This is a genomic window from Paenibacillus uliginis N3/975 (assembly GCF_900177425.1).
Taxonomy (GTDB): domain Bacteria; phylum Bacillota; class Bacilli; order Paenibacillales; family Paenibacillaceae; genus Paenibacillus_AQ; species Paenibacillus_AQ uliginis.
Genome location: NZ_LT840184.1, coordinates 5,542,632 through 5,559,197 on the forward strand (window position 1 = coordinate 5,542,632; position 16,566 = coordinate 5,559,197).

The window sequence follows — 16,566 nt, forward strand, 5'->3', positions numbered from 1 at the left end:
TCCTGCTTCACTATCTCTACTAGCTATGCTAACAATAATATGGATCTTTTAAAGCCTGAATTGTCATATCCAGGATACGCAAATATTCTGCCCGGCTTCGAGTTCCTCTAATAAATGACGTCTCCATGCCTGATTTCCTGAGTTTCTCAATCCAATCCAAAGCTGCCTCTCGCCCTATTCCTTGCTGCAGCATCCCGTAATATATGTACACTAATTCGTTGCTAACATTAGTGTTAAAGATCATCGGATCATCGGAGTTAATATTCACTAAAATGTTGGATAGATCCCGATTTCCAGCCGACTGAATTTTAAATAACTGGTTGCCAAACAGCGAGTCTATCTCCCCAATGGCTTCATTGGAGGACGGATTGACCTCAATGACAATGCCGATGGATGCAATTTTTTGAATCAGGTAATCTTGCATGTCTTTGACCATCATTTTCTCTATCTCATTCATAGCTACATATATTGGTTCATCCATTTTAGTTAAAGTACTTTCCTGGTGATAGCATATGAATAGTCTATCCTCAGCGTTCTCAATACCCATTAAGGGCCTGGTCGAGGTTTTGTGATAAAATGCTATCTCTCCTTCATCCTCATTCTTCTTCTGACTATTAACTCCATTTACTTCGTCCTTTATTCTCTTGAAGCGTCTTCTATACGTTTCGAAAAGGGAAGGCAAGCGAAGTTCACCTGCAGAAAGGATATCGCCAAAAATACATCGAGCCGTTTCATCGATCCGTCTCTCCAGATAAACCAACGTCTCTGTACGCAACTGCGTTGTACGGCTATATACTCCCCATACCCATAATAAATTGTCCAGATACTCTCCGCGGGGGATAATGACTATAGGGTTTCTTCGAATCCATTCCTCGATATCTACACCCAGTGCAATTCCATGCCCTATTCGATCTCCGGCATGCAACTTACAATAATCAATAACCTCGTCCATACGTCTCAAACCCGAATTCAAGTGGCGAAATTCTTCTCCTGCATGAAAAGTGAAAAACAAACTTTGTCTCGGCAGTACATTGCCTTCCGGATCTACGATCCTCAGCGAGTCATACTGACTATCTCGCGCTTCCTCAAATACGGGAGCAAATACTTGAACAGGTGTATAATTCTCTATACTCGCCGCATCCAGTCCAACGATAAAATTTGTAGCCATAGGAACATTTTTACGAAGCTGCTGTACCATCTGTACCTGTTTAATATATGTTTCTTGATGTACACCAAAATGAAGATACTTTAATGTATGGTCACGTGCTTCATCAAACCACACACTATCCTTATCCAAATTGTCTGGACGCTTAATCAAATGATACACAATGCCTATCAATGGAAATTCTGAATTGGGATCATCATTCACCTTATAGTCCTCAATCAGAATTTGTTTGTACGATTCCAATATATGAAGCAACTTTCTTCGGTTCTTAGCTTCACTATTTAAAATCGATATCCGAAGTTCGATTTTTCGTAAGTATTTGTTTTGAAGGAGCGTTCTCAGCATAATCGTGAAATACGCTTGATCTGCTAAAATCCCATCTGTTGCTCTATCAAAATATCCTCTAAAAAAATCCAAGCCATGCAAAACTGTAGGCTGTGTTACCTGCTGATAAAATTCATTTTTTATGGAAATATACATAAAAAATATTCGGAAGAATTGTTCATAATGACCTGAAAAATCAGCATTCTCCTCGATTTGTCGCTTGTATGCCATCACTTTATGTAGAAAAATATTTTCTCCATAGGTCTTAATATGTTGATGTTCGGGAAAAATCCTGGGAATATAATCAGAGTGGTTTTTCTCCTCTATCTCCAAAAATGTAATCTCTACGCGCTCAATGGCTTCTTTGAGCTTGTCTAATGGAGTGATCCGAAGGTCTCGATTATCATATAGATCAAGCAGCAGCTTACGAGTTTCAGGCTCCCCTGCAAAGTTGACTTCTATCCATCTATACAATGAAAGGGGAGTCCTTGTTTGAGTATCTTTTAAATACTGTGACATCACCAAACGCAGTAATCGTGCTGTCCATATATATTCCTGTACCTCTAAAGAGGCAGCCAAATGATTCGTTTCGAACTTCTTAAAATACTTTGATGGGTAGAGCCCATTCATCATCATTTGCCATAAAATTGAGAAATTGAATGCTGCTGAGGCATGTATATGATTCTCCGCCACTCCTCTTACAAGGATGTCGTCTAGTGGCGCATCCGCAAGATTAATGTGCTGGTAAAATTCGTGAAGCTGTATAGGATCATGAATATTATTTTTAGAGTGATGTAAGGCGATCAATAGATCAATCGGAATAAATCGACTGAACGCTTGAAAGAAAAGTACCTTATCCTGACCCTTATATTGATCCATAAAATCAATAAATCTCCATCGCTTGTGACCATTGGCATCATTTTTCCAATATTTGAATATGACATCTCCGTCGCGATAGGAAATTAATGCATCCGAGAACTCTTCTAAAATATGAAAATAGTGCTGATACAGCTTTTTTTCGATATAATGAGCTCTACTTTCTAAATTCATCGGTATAAAACCGCAGCGTTCCGCCCCTTTCTCACTGCATAGCATGGGATAAAATTTCTGCAGCATAAGATCGATTTCATCCAGACTATTCGGCTTAGCCTTACTAAGAATCTCAGCATACAACTTGCGTCGGATGATATTCTGCGCACTCTCTCGATTCTTCTTGGCAACACTTCCTGTTCCCACATAATCCAGGGCTTGCAAAATATCCAATTGACCATAAAACTTAAGATTCTGAATGGGAAACAACGAGACATGTATTAGAAGGTTAATTTTTGATATCATCTTTTTTCACCGTTGTCGTTCACTTATTCTTCAGCCCCCTCCAAGCTTAAACCAAATTCACGAAGTTCCATCTCGGTTTGGCCTTGAATATTCTTAAAGGCCTCATCCAGTTTCGTTTTAATGCTGGTTTTTGCACTTTCATATTCTTGTTCTTCTGAAAATTTCTGAGTACTAGCATAATATTGATAATATAGACTCAAGATTAATGTATCATTACCAGTGAAAAACGAGTCCCTATCCTCCTCAGTATTGTTTAGATCGCGATCAGCTATGGTGGAGGAGTATTGCAATGCGTTATACAAATTTCTGGCTTCCCTTCGCCCATACCACGCAAGGTTATTTGAAGCTAATCCTTTTAAACTTCTCATTATTTCTCTGTATTCGTCGAAAACAAGGGAGATACTCTTATTAGCTGGATCAAGATTAAGATACTTATGGAGAACATCCTTACATTTACGATACTTAGTAGTATTACTTTCTCCAGGATATCCATTCCTAAATTCATAGAACGCCTGGCTTATTAGTTCCGTGATTTCAATATGTACCTCAATACTTCGTTCCTTTAGCTTATCAAAAATGAATTCCCCGAATTTATCCATATCCCTTTCGATAATTTGGGTCACACTCTTTGGAAGCTCAAACGATGGATTTTTCGATAACTTTTCGGAAATAAACAGCAATCCTTTTGCCAGATTGAGATGTTCGTCTTTTGCTAAAACTGTTATATTACCAACCAAATCACTGCGATTTCTTTCAGTTAGCTCCTCCTGTTGTTTCTCTCTAATCTTAGTTAGATTGTTAATGAACAGAGTCCTTTTTATTTCTTCGTTCCTTAAGCCATTATAAGATTTTTCAAAACGGAAATTACGTAGTAACTCTTCGAATACTCGCTCTGTTATTTCAAATTCAGCGGGTACGGCGCATAAGTCGTGTAAAATATTAAGCGCCTTGTTGATTTCGCTATTTTTTTCATTCTGAGCTTTGTAATAAAGCGGCTCAAATATGGACGGATACTGTCCCAGTAAATATGCTACACTCTTCACTACAATCCGATCTTTTTCCCTTTTTCCAATATCCCATGTGTACTCGTAATAGTAAGAATCAAATGAAGACATTGAAAGATACTCTAACATCAACATTGCCGCTGGTACATCTGTATATAACACTATTCCGTGTATTACATGATATAGCCTGTATCTAGAGGGATGGAATTTATACTCTTTTTCGTTTTTCCCACGAATAAATTCCTCAAACAAACTGGCTTTGAACGTCTCAAAGGCTGCCGCATCATATCTCACATTAGGTAATAATTTTTTTATAATTTCTGCAACTATGAAGATTTGTAAATCCAGACCATCTTCAGCTAAATTCTTGGCGGAGTAATTAATAAAGGTTGATTTTTCATCACTGCCCCACCGTATAAAATGTTCAAACAGCCATTCCTGGTGCTTTAGCAAGTTCGTATTTGAAAGGATCAACGTATCCACAAAGACCTTGACAGGTCTAAACAATTCTTTCTTGCTGACCTCAATTTCATTTATCAACTGTACCAAATTGTAATAGGCATGAACAAGTCCACGCGGTCTTTCATCAAATACTACATAGCTGTTTTTAATCGGTAAATAGCGATCTTGTTCATTCTCATTATTTGTATTTTGGTTTGATTTTACATAACTAAAAATTGATTGTTCACCCATCAACTGAGCCATTCGGTCTAGCAAGTTAAACTGGCCGAATGAAAAGTACGGAATCGTCTCCGTATTCCAATTCACCAACTGATGTCTTCTGGCTGAAGGAATGACTTTCTTCAAGTATTCATGAGCTAGCTCTGATTTGCGTCGCATGATTGTAAGTAATTTATTTTTCTCTTCACTGGTTCTATTATAGGGCTGATCCAATGCTTTTAATGAATCATACGCATTTAATCCAATTTCTTTTAAAGGTTCTTCTGCAAACAATGCTAGCGTAAGCGATTCAAGCAGCATCTCGTAGTCTCCTGACAGTACCGTAACGATATTGGGGTGATCCGTATATTGCAATAGCGCCTCCATCAACTCTCTTGTTTTGGAGGTTTTGAGGTCAATATCATCGATAAAGATAAAGATTAATATCGGTTCTTCAGGTGTGTCCAATGCCTGCTTTACACGAATAATTTCATCTATCAACTCATTTAGCTTCTTCTTGAAAGCAATATCCGGACTAAGCACTCGGGAGGAATTTTTAATATAAACGGCTAAATCCTCATAATGCTGGGTCAGTATATTTCGATACTGATTTTCGGTATATAAGTGATATTCAATCGTTTCATTTATCACCTGTTGTAGCTTATTATTAGGCTTATATACCCCCGCATTATAGTAGTCAACCAAATTCTGTCGTTGTTCTTCCTTTAATCCCCCCTTTTTCAGTTCTTCTAACAAATCTTCTCCCTCTTTTTTCAAAAAACCAACAATGGATCCGATTATCTTCGTATTTTCACCAAAATTGTCTGGCTCAATTAAGGGAAATAGCACACTGGATTTTTTATCCATATCATTTTTCAAAGTAAAAAGTGCAGACGATTTCCCTGCACCTCTAGGCCCAAAAATGCCGATCGTATTATTATAGACCTGCTTTCTAGTGTCTCGGTCTCTTTTGTAGTCTTTCACTTGTTTCACTGCTTCTCTTATATCTTCTAATTGATTCAACATAATTTGATAAGTCGGCATGATTTTGACAACTTGATCACCTAGAGCTCTTGCCCCCAAAATCACTTCTTCTTGCTGCATTGCTTTCATCCTTCCTCGTTTTGAAGTAGTGTCTAATTAAGGTTAACTTTTCGGTTTTTGTTTCTCTAACCTAATGTAAGGCTGCTCAACTCTTGTTCTTCAAATGCTCACAGAACATACTTTCTACAAAGCAATAATACGATTTGTATCTCTCACATCTGTAACTTTTGATATATATCGTCTAATGATAAAGACCTATTGACTTTACACATCTACATATAAATACATAATTCAACAATAATCCCCTAAACCCTTCCAAACGTTCGTTCTGTTTAACCTGTATCTGATTTATAGATTATAATGATATTGGATAGCATAAACTGAAAAACACTGCGCCCTCTCAAATTGAGTTCGCAGTGCTTCATTCTAAAATTTCTCGTGTTAAATATCTCATATTTCAAGGTTAATCCATTTATTTCTATCCAGAAAAACTCTAGAATAATTCCGCCTTCTCCGTTGAAGTATCGCTATACAGCAGATCACCCAAAGAGGATGAACTGTGACCCGTTTTGAAGACAGTTTATAAAAAAGAGACTTAGGCTTAGCTAGCAAGAAGAAGATCCCTGAATTCGTCGGAGGTCAAAATAGCTTCTGATTGATTAGCCTCCTCACACTAAAAAGACGAGCCAATAGGCTCGTCTTCGTTCTTTTTCATATCAATAAATGGCGATATTCTCATTTGATAAGTGATGTACCAACTAAAAGGTTTAAAGACCCTAGAGCCAGAACGTTTATTTGCGCACGACGGTATATCCTTTATCTCGAAGCAATTGTATGACTCCATCTTTACCCAGATAGTGGGCTGCGCCAACCACGATAAAATACTCATCTTTCTTATCGCTTTTTAGATAACCATCGATTTTATCAGCCATGCCAATATTCCGATCAACCAACATCGCTTTGTTATACTCTGGATCACTGCCGATGCTGTTGGTGAGCTCAAGCAATTGTTGGTCATCCCCTGATTTCCACATGTCGGCCATTTGGTTTATATTGTCGTCAAGGGTGTCGAAGTTATCCAATGTAGCATTCAGATTCTTCTCTTGTAATTTATCAGAGAACCCATCGAACATGCCAAGCTGGGACTCATAGGATTCCAACTCCAGAACCGGTACTTTGCGTTCAACAGCTTTCTGGATGAAATACAGATCGATACCCGCAGCTACTTCGTAACCTGCCGTTGCCGATTTAAGGCTGCTGATCGTCGTCTCGACAACCCAAGGCTTAAACGCATCTAGCGCGTTCGATTCCATTCCGTTCCGTTTCAGAATTCCCTCTACCTTCGCATACGTTTCCTTGGACACATGATCCTTCAGTGTTGTGCCGTCCTGATACATCCCCATATTCATGATTAGCTTCTGTTGCTCTTCATTTGCTGCTTTACTAATATCAATCTCCACACCCAGATAGTCCGCTTCAACAAAAGCATCTTCAATTTCCGAACGCAGCGGGTAGAAGCTGTCGTCCGCAATATGCATCGATCCTACCAGATATACGGTATTTCCGTTATTCTCCACTTCCCACATGAAACCGCGGGCGGCTTCTCCAGTTACTTTGGAGACAAGCAGCACGGTGCGGGATTTCTGATCCCAACGAACTTCGTAACCTGCGGCTTCACCAACGGTTCGGATCGGTGCATACGTCACACCATTAATCAGCTTCGTCTTACTTTTCAGTGTGATCTCCTTGCCGTCAATAACCACATGAATGGTGCCATTCTGTACATTTTTCAGCTTAACATTCAAGCTCTGAAGTGTTGATCTCAGCGGTACCATCGTTGTTCCCTGATCCACAATAGGTGCACTCATTGCAAATTCAACGTTTTGGTTATTCACTTTCAATGCTGGTTGTTGCTGTGGAGCAGCCATTGCCGGGGCCGCTGTTGCAAGCAAACCCACAGAAATCATGAGTGATAAGAGCGATCGTTTCCAATTTTTCATGTTTTTATGTTCTCCTTCTGCATTAGATAAAAAGTAAAAATTCTAGCAATATTTATTCTCTAATTACATCTTATAAGCTTTCATCGCTTTAGCCAGTTCTTTGAAAGACGGACGTTTGCCGTACATCAGAACGCCGGTGCGGTAAATTTTTGCCGACAGCCAGCCTAAGACGAAAATCGATACGATGAGAATGGCAAGTGATGCAAGAATCTCCCACATTGGCGGATTACCCAATCCGATCCGTACAATCATCGAAGTCGGCGAGAAGAACGGAATGTATGCTGATACTTTCATCAGCGTTGAATTCGGAGCTGCCAGGCTGAAGATGGCGATGTAGAATGCAGCGAGCGACAGCATCGTAATTGGCATAATAGCCTGACCAAGGTCTTCCGTACGGCTTACGATGGAACCAACAGCTGCGTAAATCACTGCGTACAGGAAGTAACCAAAGATGTAGAAGACGATACCGAACACCAGCAGCATAGGATCAATCGCGCTCAGATTCAAATCCAGCGATGCAAAGGTATCGATATTGTGTGGCAGCATCAAGTTTACAACGAGAACCACTCCGAAAGTGACAATCTGTGCAAGACCAAGCAAGAACATACCGATAACCTTACCAAACATTTGGCTCAAAGGAGATACACTTGTAATCAGAATCTCCATAATACGGGAGCTTTTCTCTGTTGTTACTTCAGAAGCGATCATGTTACCTGTTCCCATCAGTGTAACAAAGAACAGAATAACGAGTGCGTATACAACTGCATAATTGATGGCTTCTTCACTAGGGTGTTCACCGGCAGTCACACCACCTGCTTCTCCGCCCTTCAGATCACCAACACTTTGGGAATTAATCTGAACGGGTGTATTGATTTCATTAATTTGTGCGTCCGTCAACGTCAATCCTTCAACAACACTGCGGGTTTTCGGTCCTTGAAGAGCCGCCTGCAGCGTGGACTGAAGCTCCGGATCAATTCCCTCATCCTCCGAGCTGTAGATAACTGCCGGGAAATTGCTTCCCTCTTGCGCTTCGAACTTAATGTAACCTTCGATAACCCCGTCCGCAACATCTTTATTTAGGGCCGCTTCATCCAGCGTGTCGTACTTGACCAACTCAAAGTTTGTTGTAAGACCGCTCATACCTTTGGTCAAATCTTCTGCAAGCTGCTGCTGTTGCTCATACACCAGACCGATTTTTTCAGGCGCACCTGCTTTTTCACCGCTAAACAATTGAATGATATAAGGAAGATTAACGCCGACTGAAATTAAAAGTGCAAAGATCAAAGTGGTAACAATAAAAGATTTGGTTCTCACCTTATTCATGAATGTAAATCGAATAACTGTCCACATACTATTCATTGGATTCACCTACCGCCTTAATGAATATTTGATTTAACGTTGGTTCCTTCACTTCAAACCGGTGAATGACACTCTGTGACATCGCTGTATTCAGGATAGCCTGTGCTGCATCTACGTTGCTGATTCTTACGGAATAGCCATCCTCTGTTCGGCTGACTCCAGTTACACCCGGCAGCTGCTCCAGGCCCTTCACTTCACTTGAAGTTCCTAGCAACACCTCTTCACGGGGATAACGAGATTTGATTTCCTTAAGGTTACCTTTAACAACCGTGTTCGAACGATCCAAGATCGTAATGTTCTGGCACAGCTCCTCAACATGCTCCATTCGGTGTGTAGAGAACAAGATGCTCGTGCCCTTGTCGCGAAGTTCTTTAACCGTTGTCTTCAGCAATTCCACGTTAACCGGATCGAGACCGCTGAACGCTTCATCCAGAATCAGAATTTGCGGATTATGAACCACAGCGGCGATAAAGCCCATTTTTTGCTGATTACCTTTGGAAAGCTCTTCAATTTTCTTATTGTAATATTCCGGCACTTCAAAGCGATCGAGCCAATAACGAAGGCTCTTATCAGCCTCCTTGGCTGACATTCCCCGCAATTGTGCCAGATATGTGATTTGCTCGCTTACCTTAATTTTCGGATACAAGCCACGCTCTTCAGGAAGATATCCCATAATACGACGCAGCTCTTTACGGTACGGCTTGCCATTGTACATAATACTTCCTTCATCAGGATAAATAAGTCCTAACACCATACGCATCGTTGTTGTTTTGCCGGCACCGTTCGCTCCGAGAAGACCGTAGATTTCCCCCTCTTCCACTTGAAGCGAAATCTGATTGACTGCCGTTTTGTCGGCATAAATCTTAACCACATTTTCCAATTGCAATCGTTGCATTGTATGAACTCCTCTCTCCTATTCCTGCACTCCGGCAGGTTTATTCCCATGTATCCATAAGTTCAGCACTTCATCCAGCTCCAAACTGCGAGTCTGATGAAATGATATGCCGGCAGATTGTAATATTCTCTCGACTTCCAAACATTCCGTTGTAACAAAAGAGACGGTGGTTACCGTTTCTTGCTTCCAACTCACAATGCCCGGCAATTCGTTGACCAGAGAAGCATCTCCTGTAACCCAGCATTCCTTCCAGTTGTCCAGCAGGCTATCCTTCTCTACCATACCGAGATATTTCCCGTGATGCATGAGGATAATGTAATCGGCAAGCCTGCGGATTTCATCCACAATATGTGTGGACAATACAACTGTGGTCTTCCCATCTTTCATGCAACTCCTGAGCTGTTCCATCATTAGCTTCCAGGCAAACGGATCCAGACCCGAAGAAGGTTCATCCAGTAGCAGCAGTTTGGGCCGCGGAGCCAGGGCAGCTGCTATTTCGAATTTCCGCCGTTCTCCTTTGGACATCTTGTTCAGCTTGACGCCGCGAGGAACGCCGAACTTGGATAGCAGCTCGTCAAAAAAGTAACCATCCCAGCTGTCGTACCAGGAAGAACGGAACGCGGCCGCATCATCGACCGTCATATATTTCTCCTCTAAACTCAGCTGCTCCGGAACATAACCGATCTGTTGCCGGATTTCCAAGGGCAGACCTTTAGGAAAATCCCTACCGAACCAGCTGATTTCCCCTTCATCTGGAAACACCGTCTGAATCATCATATTCAATATGGTACTTTTCCCTGAGCCGTTCGGTCCGACCAGAGCAATAATGTATCCTTCCGGAATCGACAGATTTAAGGGCCCTATGCTTTTGGTGCGACGTCGTTTGATGATATTACGCATCTCAATCAACTGGGGTTCCATCGGCTTCACCTCCCGCTTGCCCATGATATTTCTGCTCAACGATTTCCATGAAGATCGATTTCAATTCTTCTTCACTGCAATGTACAGAGAGTCCCGTATCGACTGCAGCCGTTAAAGCTTCAACAACGGTATCCCGCTTAAATCGCTCCCGCATCTGATCGCCGACGCCGGCAACGAATGTCCCAGTTCCTTGTCGCGTCCGCAGCAAGCCTTCATTCTCTAGGTCCTGATACACCCGCCGAACCGTTATAACACTACAGTTCAAACCACTGGCAAATTCCCTTATCGACGGCAAAAGTGTCCCCTCCTCGATCTGTCCGCTGATGATAAGTGACCTTAACTGCGTCTCAATCTGGTGATACAAGGGCTCAGCACTGTGCTCATTAATTTGAATCGGGATTCGCACCCTCTTTCACCTCACCTTGTCTACATAATCCGTGGCGCAGCAAAACATTTTTCGTATGATGTTCATCATGATAGATCCCTTAACCGCATACGCTTATAAGTCAACCGACACATCAGAATATATCCTGTAAGTCCTAGCGCTAACGAGCCCCACATCACTGGCGATAACAGCTTCCACTTATACGAAGCAACTACAAAGTAACCAAACAGGCTTATCCGGAAACCACTTACGAATATCAAGCCCAGCATGATAACTCCAAAAATGAACATTAGCAGAATGGTAAACCAGAAATAGGCCTTTCCGCTGCTCATAAATTCGAAATAGATGTACAGTCCGTGAATCAGAATTCCGATTCCGATCCAGCTAATACCAAAGGAAGCGTAAGCCGCCAAATCCATGTAAGATCTAAGGTCCGATGCAATCGCGTAAGTAACCCCGAAGAAAACAATTCCGTTCAAAACAAAAGCGCTTAACCCCATAAAGGCTCTGCTCAATATAACGGCTTCTGTAGGAACCGGAATACTCCGATAATAGAACAGCATCTGAGTGTATGAGTCCTCACTCAAATATTTGAATGATCTTCTTGAGAAAAAGAATCCCATCATAGGGCTCACCATCATCATAAGAAAGTCAGCAAACGGATTAAAAAATTCATGATCCTCAAATTGGCGGTTTATCAAAAAGCTGAATGAGATTGCCATATAGAGCATAAAAAATGTGGTCCACAACCACAGGAACTTATCACACTTGATGTCTTTAGACACAATCTTCATCGCATGGTTGACGATTTGCAACTCCGTTCACCCTTCCATCCGTGTTATATAACTGTGCTTATCTGTGCTTAGTGTGTATATCTTTATACACAGTATATAGTGCTGATTTAAAGGTGTCAACCCTAATAATTCCAAATTCCCGCACAAAAAAATCCGGCAGTTAAGACCTGCCGGATACGTTTCATGTATTTAATATCATTAATTTACGATCACTTACATACCGAAAATAACTTTCCACATAGGCTGCGTATGACCGCCCGGATACAAAACATACAGCAGTGAATACACCGCAACACCCGTAATTGCTGTGAAAAACCAAATGACTGCAGTTACTCGACCCCATTTCCGGTGCTTGGAATACTTCTCCTTAAACCCGAGAGTAAGGGTTGTAAGTCCGAATACCGCAGCTACGGTAGCCAGTGTAATATGGAAAATCAGGAATACCTGATAATATGGTTTCAGGTCATCCGGTCCTCCCCATGAAGTATTGCCGATAAATATGGTGCGTGAAGAATAGATGATAAAGAAGATAATCGCTGTGATAGCAGCCCATATCATAACCTTCTTATGCTGCTCTCTCTTACCTTTGATGATGAGTCTCCAACCAATCGCAACGAGCACGGCGCTGATGACGATAAACGTGGTGCTAATAGTGGGAAACAGTGTGTACAAATCCATGAATATCCTCCTCAATAAAATTACGCTTGATTCAGTTTACTAGTAGGTGGTTCTGTCGGTATCGGATCATCCTCTTTATTTTCCCGTTTGTACCAATGGAAAAATACGTAGGCCAGCATCGATGCAAAGATGATCTCCTGGAAAAACTTCATGGTAATTCCCCCCACGCGCTGGTCGATCTCAGGTGCGAGATACCCGAAGAAAGCTGGACCGCCAAACTGCTCCAGGAGATAGGATGTATCTCCGGGCACACAGTAACCCATCGCTTTTGCCCATGTATTAGGGTCACTGTACGTTGCATACAAAGGCTCAGGAGCGAATATAATTAATGCGCATGCCGGGGTTAGAAGTACCATGTTCAGGAAAATATATCCCATCTTCAACAAACCGGAACTCTTGTCCTTCTCAGGGATTGGCTGAATGATTGCCCACCACATCGTAAACGAGCTGATGAACAAGATGACATAATAGATCCGGTGCACCGTGAAGTTTAGCATAACAAAGTCATGGATAACTGGTATATGATAGAACGAGAACAAACCGTTGAACACGACTGAGGCAAGAATCGGGCGTGTCAGGAAACCGAGCTTCTTAAATGGATTTTTTCGTTCTATCGCACGCCACATCCACACCGGAATACCGAGAATCAGCAGCGGTGTAGCCATTAGATAGGACAGCGCCATACTAACCATATGGAATGAGAACATTGTATGTCCCAGTAGGTCAACGGGCCCGCCATGAGCCATATACATCGCTAACATACCGGAGACAAAAAGCACTTTTCTTCCTGCTGATACAGGCTTACTTCCTTGGAACATACTGCTGAGCGGTCCTGTCAGCAAGAAATAGCCTGCGGTCACCAGCAGCATGAATGCGAGAAACACGGGACTCCATTTAGCCTCAAAACTAAAATATTCTAAACCCAGCATGCCCAAAACCTCCCTCAACCGGGTAAAATTCTGTCTAAATTGTGACAAAGTCCTTCTAACAGAACAGAAACGGTTTTGCCGTCCATACAGCGGACAGTAACCGTTTCTGAGGGAGCACAAGCACAGCATAAACCATGAGTCTCATGCAAATTTGCAATTTTGAAAAAAAGAGGTGGCGCAGAGCCCACCTCTTTTTCAGTTTACCACCAAACCCAGAATAATGCCATGACGATAGCTGTACTAGCTACAAAAAATCCACCGATCATAAACAAGATAGGCATCAGATGGCCTTTATCCTTCATGTGCATCCAGTAACCCATTTGCACGAACACCTGCAGTAGCGCCATAACTAGTAGCAGGATCACCGTAAACACCGGGTTTATATCACCAGCAGCAACCGCCGCAAAGGCGATTGCTGTAAGCACGATGGAGAAAATAAACACAATAATGTGTTTCTGTGGACCTTCTGGCCTGTGGCGATGTTTAACCGCGTGACGATCTGATTGCTGTTGATCTGCAGTCATCCCTTAGCCCACCTTTCCAAGTAGGTATACGACCGAGAAAATGAACACCCATACCACGTCAATAAAATGCCAGTAGATAGCAGACACATAAATTTTCGGTGCTGTAACTACAGTAAGTCCCTTTTTAAACAGCTGCCCGATCAGTACGCTGATCCAAACTACCCCGAACGCCACGTGAGCGCCGTGGAAGCCGACCAGGGTAAAGAATGCGGAAGAGAATGCGCTGGTCGTCATACCGAAGTTTTTGTGTACGACATACTCATAGAACTCATAAATCTCAATACCCAGGAACGCCAGACCTAAGCCAACAGTAACCATAAGCCATATTCTAAGAGATTTCACATTATGTTTGTGCATCGCCTGAACGGCGAATACACTGGTCAAGCTACTGAGTAGGAGGATGAATGTTGCCACTCCCGTAAGCGGCAGCGAGAACAATTCATTAGCTGTTGGACCCTCGTTGTTCTGATTCCGTAAAGCCAGGAACGTTGCGAACAATGTGCCGAAGAGAACAGCCTCTCCGCCAAGGAAGAGCCAGTTTCCGATAATCTTATTACGGCCTTCCAAGGTCGCTTTTTCCGGCTCGTGAGGAAGTTCTCCGTTTACCGGTTCTGCGTGTACGGATGTCATGCTTTTACCTCCTCTTCCAGTTCTTCAGGCTCAATGTGATAACCATGATCATCGTACAGAGAACGAACAAGCATAGAGCCGAACGTTATCACAAGGCCGATAATCAGAACAATGTAATTATTGAAGATCAAACTCATAAAGGAATTCGAGAACTTTTCGGTACTAAACATAAAACCAAGACCTGCAATGAAAAGACCAAGCGACATAACGAAAGGTAAAATGGTTGGTGAAGGCATATGGATCGGACCAACTGGTTCAGCCGGAGTCATCTGTTTATTACCTGCCATTTTCTCTTTCCAGAAAGCATCGAGACCACGTACAAGCGGGATCTGCTTAAAGTTATACTCCGGAGGAGGAGATGGAATACTCCATTCCAGCGTACGTCCGTCTTCCCAAGGATCGGCTGGAGCATTTTTTGGCTTGCGCGCTGTAATGAAAATGTTGCCCAGGAAGAGAAGAACACCGACTCCCATAAGAATAGCTCCGATGGTACTGATAAAGTTCATCAAGTCGAAATTCTGATTCGGAAGATAACTTACGATCCGCCGCTGCATTCCGAGCAAACCAAGGAAATGCTGTACGAAGAATGTCATATGGAATCCGATCGCGAAAAACCAGAACGTCCATTTACCAATAGCTTCGTTCAACATGGAGCCGAACATCTTCGGCCACCAGTAATGCAATCCGGAAAATAGTCCAAAGACCAATCCGCCTACAATAACGTAGTGGAAATGGGCTACGACAAAATACGTATCATGGAACTGGAAGTCAGCAGGCGCAGAAGCCAGCATGACACCCGTTACACCGCCCATAACAAAGGTCGGTATAAATCCGATAGCAAACAAGTTCGCACTCGTGAAACGGATTTGTCCACCCCACATCGTAAAGAGCCAGTTAAAGATTTTGATACCGGTAGGTACCGCAATCAGCATCGTTGCGATCGAGAACAGTGCGTTTGCTACCGAACCAAGTCCTGTCGTGAACATATGGTGAGCCCAGACCATGAAGCCTAGGAAGGCGATCAGAATCGTCGCGAACACCATGGAGCTGTAACCGAACAAGCGCTTACGTGAGAATGTCGGGACAACCTCGGATATGATACCAAAGGCAGGCAGAATCAAGATATATACTTCAGGATGGCCGAAGATCCAGAAAATATGCTGCCAGAGTACAGGACTACCACCCGCTGCTACATCGAAGAAGTTAGCCCCTAAAATTCGGTCAAAACTCAGCAGAACCAGACCTACCGTTACGGCCGGGAAAGCAAACAGGATCATTGCGGATGTAATAAATGAAGTCCATGTAAACATCGGCATTCTCATGAAAGACATCCCTGGAGCACGCATCGTAATGATGGTTATCAGGAAGTTGATACCACCGATCAAAGTACCGAGACCTGCTATCTGCAGACCGATGGTATAGAAGTCAACCCCACGAGTTGTACTGTATTCTGTACTGGATAACGGTGTATATGCTGTCCAGCCCGCATCCGGAGCTCCACCCATAACCCAGCTCAAGTTCAGCAAAAGTCCACCGAACAGGAACGTCCAAAATCCGAGCGAGTTCAGAAACGGAAACGCGACGTCACGTGCACCGATTTGAAGCGGAATAATCGCGTTCATCAACGAAAAGATAATAGGCATGACGCCGAGAAAGATCATCGTTGTTCCGTGCATTGTAATCAATTCATTAAATACTTGCGCCGAGATAAGATCGTTCATCGGCTTAATCAGCTGCAAGCGAATGAGAATCGCTTCAATACCGCCGATACCGAAGAACAGGCCGCCTGCCACCAAGTATAATATTGCGATTTTCTTGTGGTCAACGGTCGTCAGCCAGTCCATTAACCCCGTGTAGCGCTTGACGCTATGGCTATGAGCATGAGCCAAGTTTGGTACCCCCTTTAAAAGTTCTTGCTG

General features: G+C 42.6%; 13 protein-coding genes. All 13 read right to left on the reverse strand.

Annotated elements, in window-relative coordinates:
• Positions 1–28 precede the first annotated feature (28 nt).
• A complete protein-coding gene (locus B9N86_RS25830; RefSeq protein ID WP_210190617.1) occupies positions 29–2,824 on the reverse strand; it encodes an amidohydrolase family protein in 2,796 nt (931 codons plus the stop codon).
• A 23-nt stretch (positions 2,825–2,847) separates the two neighbouring features.
• Positions 2,848–5,592: a P-loop NTPase fold protein gene (locus B9N86_RS25835; protein WP_208915936.1), complete on the reverse strand. Its 2,745-nt coding sequence runs from the start codon at positions 5,590–5,592 to the stop codon at positions 2,848–2,850.
• A 731-nt stretch (positions 5,593–6,323) separates the two neighbouring features.
• Positions 6,324–7,532, reverse strand: coding sequence for a TraB/GumN family protein (locus tag B9N86_RS25840; RefSeq protein WP_208915937.1), 1,209 nt, complete (start codon positions 7,530–7,532; stop codon positions 6,324–6,326).
• Positions 7,533–7,595: 63 nt separating this feature from the next.
• Positions 7,596–8,891, reverse strand: coding sequence for an ABC transporter permease (locus B9N86_RS25845; RefSeq protein WP_208915938.1), 1,296 nt, complete (start codon positions 8,889–8,891; stop codon positions 7,596–7,598).
• Entirely contained in the window at positions 8,884–9,786 is a 903-nt protein-coding gene (locus B9N86_RS25850; protein ID WP_208915939.1) for an ABC transporter ATP-binding protein, read from the reverse strand. The genes B9N86_RS25845 and B9N86_RS25850 overlap by 8 nt, the downstream gene beginning before the upstream one ends.
• A gap of 18 nt (positions 9,787–9,804) precedes the next feature.
• Positions 9,805–10,707, reverse strand: coding sequence for an ABC transporter ATP-binding protein (locus tag B9N86_RS25855; RefSeq protein WP_208915940.1), 903 nt, complete (start codon positions 10,705–10,707; stop codon positions 9,805–9,807).
• Positions 10,688–11,113, reverse strand: a complete 426-nt coding sequence (locus B9N86_RS25860) for a GntR family transcriptional regulator (RefSeq protein WP_208915941.1) — start codon at positions 11,111–11,113, stop codon at positions 10,688–10,690. Before B9N86_RS25860 ends, B9N86_RS25855 begins: the two co-directional genes overlap by 20 nt.
• A 65-nt stretch (positions 11,114–11,178) precedes the next feature.
• Complete coding sequence (locus B9N86_RS25865) at positions 11,179–11,907, reverse strand: hypothetical protein (RefSeq protein WP_244562851.1); 729 nt, start codon at positions 11,905–11,907, stop codon at positions 11,179–11,181.
• Between the two features lie 192 nt (positions 11,908–12,099).
• Positions 12,100–12,564: a DUF420 domain-containing protein gene (locus B9N86_RS25870; RefSeq protein WP_208915943.1), complete on the reverse strand. Its 465-nt coding sequence runs from the start codon at positions 12,562–12,564 to the stop codon at positions 12,100–12,102.
• A gap of 20 nt (positions 12,565–12,584) precedes the next feature.
• Positions 12,585–13,493 (reverse strand): cytochrome c oxidase assembly factor CtaG, encoded by a 909-nt coding sequence (gene ctaG, locus B9N86_RS25875; protein ID WP_208915944.1) that lies wholly within the window; start codon positions 13,491–13,493, stop codon positions 12,585–12,587.
• Between the two features lie 200 nt (positions 13,494–13,693).
• Positions 13,694–14,017, reverse strand: a complete 324-nt coding sequence (locus B9N86_RS25880; RefSeq protein ID WP_208915945.1) for a cytochrome C oxidase subunit IV family protein — start codon at positions 14,015–14,017, stop codon at positions 13,694–13,696.
• 3 nt (positions 14,018–14,020) lie between these two features.
• A complete protein-coding gene (locus tag B9N86_RS25885; RefSeq protein WP_208915946.1) occupies positions 14,021–14,647 on the reverse strand; it encodes a cytochrome (ubi)quinol oxidase subunit III in 627 nt (208 codons plus the stop codon).
• Complete coding sequence (ctaD, locus tag B9N86_RS25890; RefSeq protein WP_208920764.1) at positions 14,644–16,491, reverse strand: cytochrome c oxidase subunit I; 1,848 nt, start codon at positions 16,489–16,491, stop codon at positions 14,644–14,646. The genes B9N86_RS25885 and ctaD overlap by 4 nt, the downstream gene beginning before the upstream one ends.
• Positions 16,492–16,566: the final 75 nt, after the last annotated feature.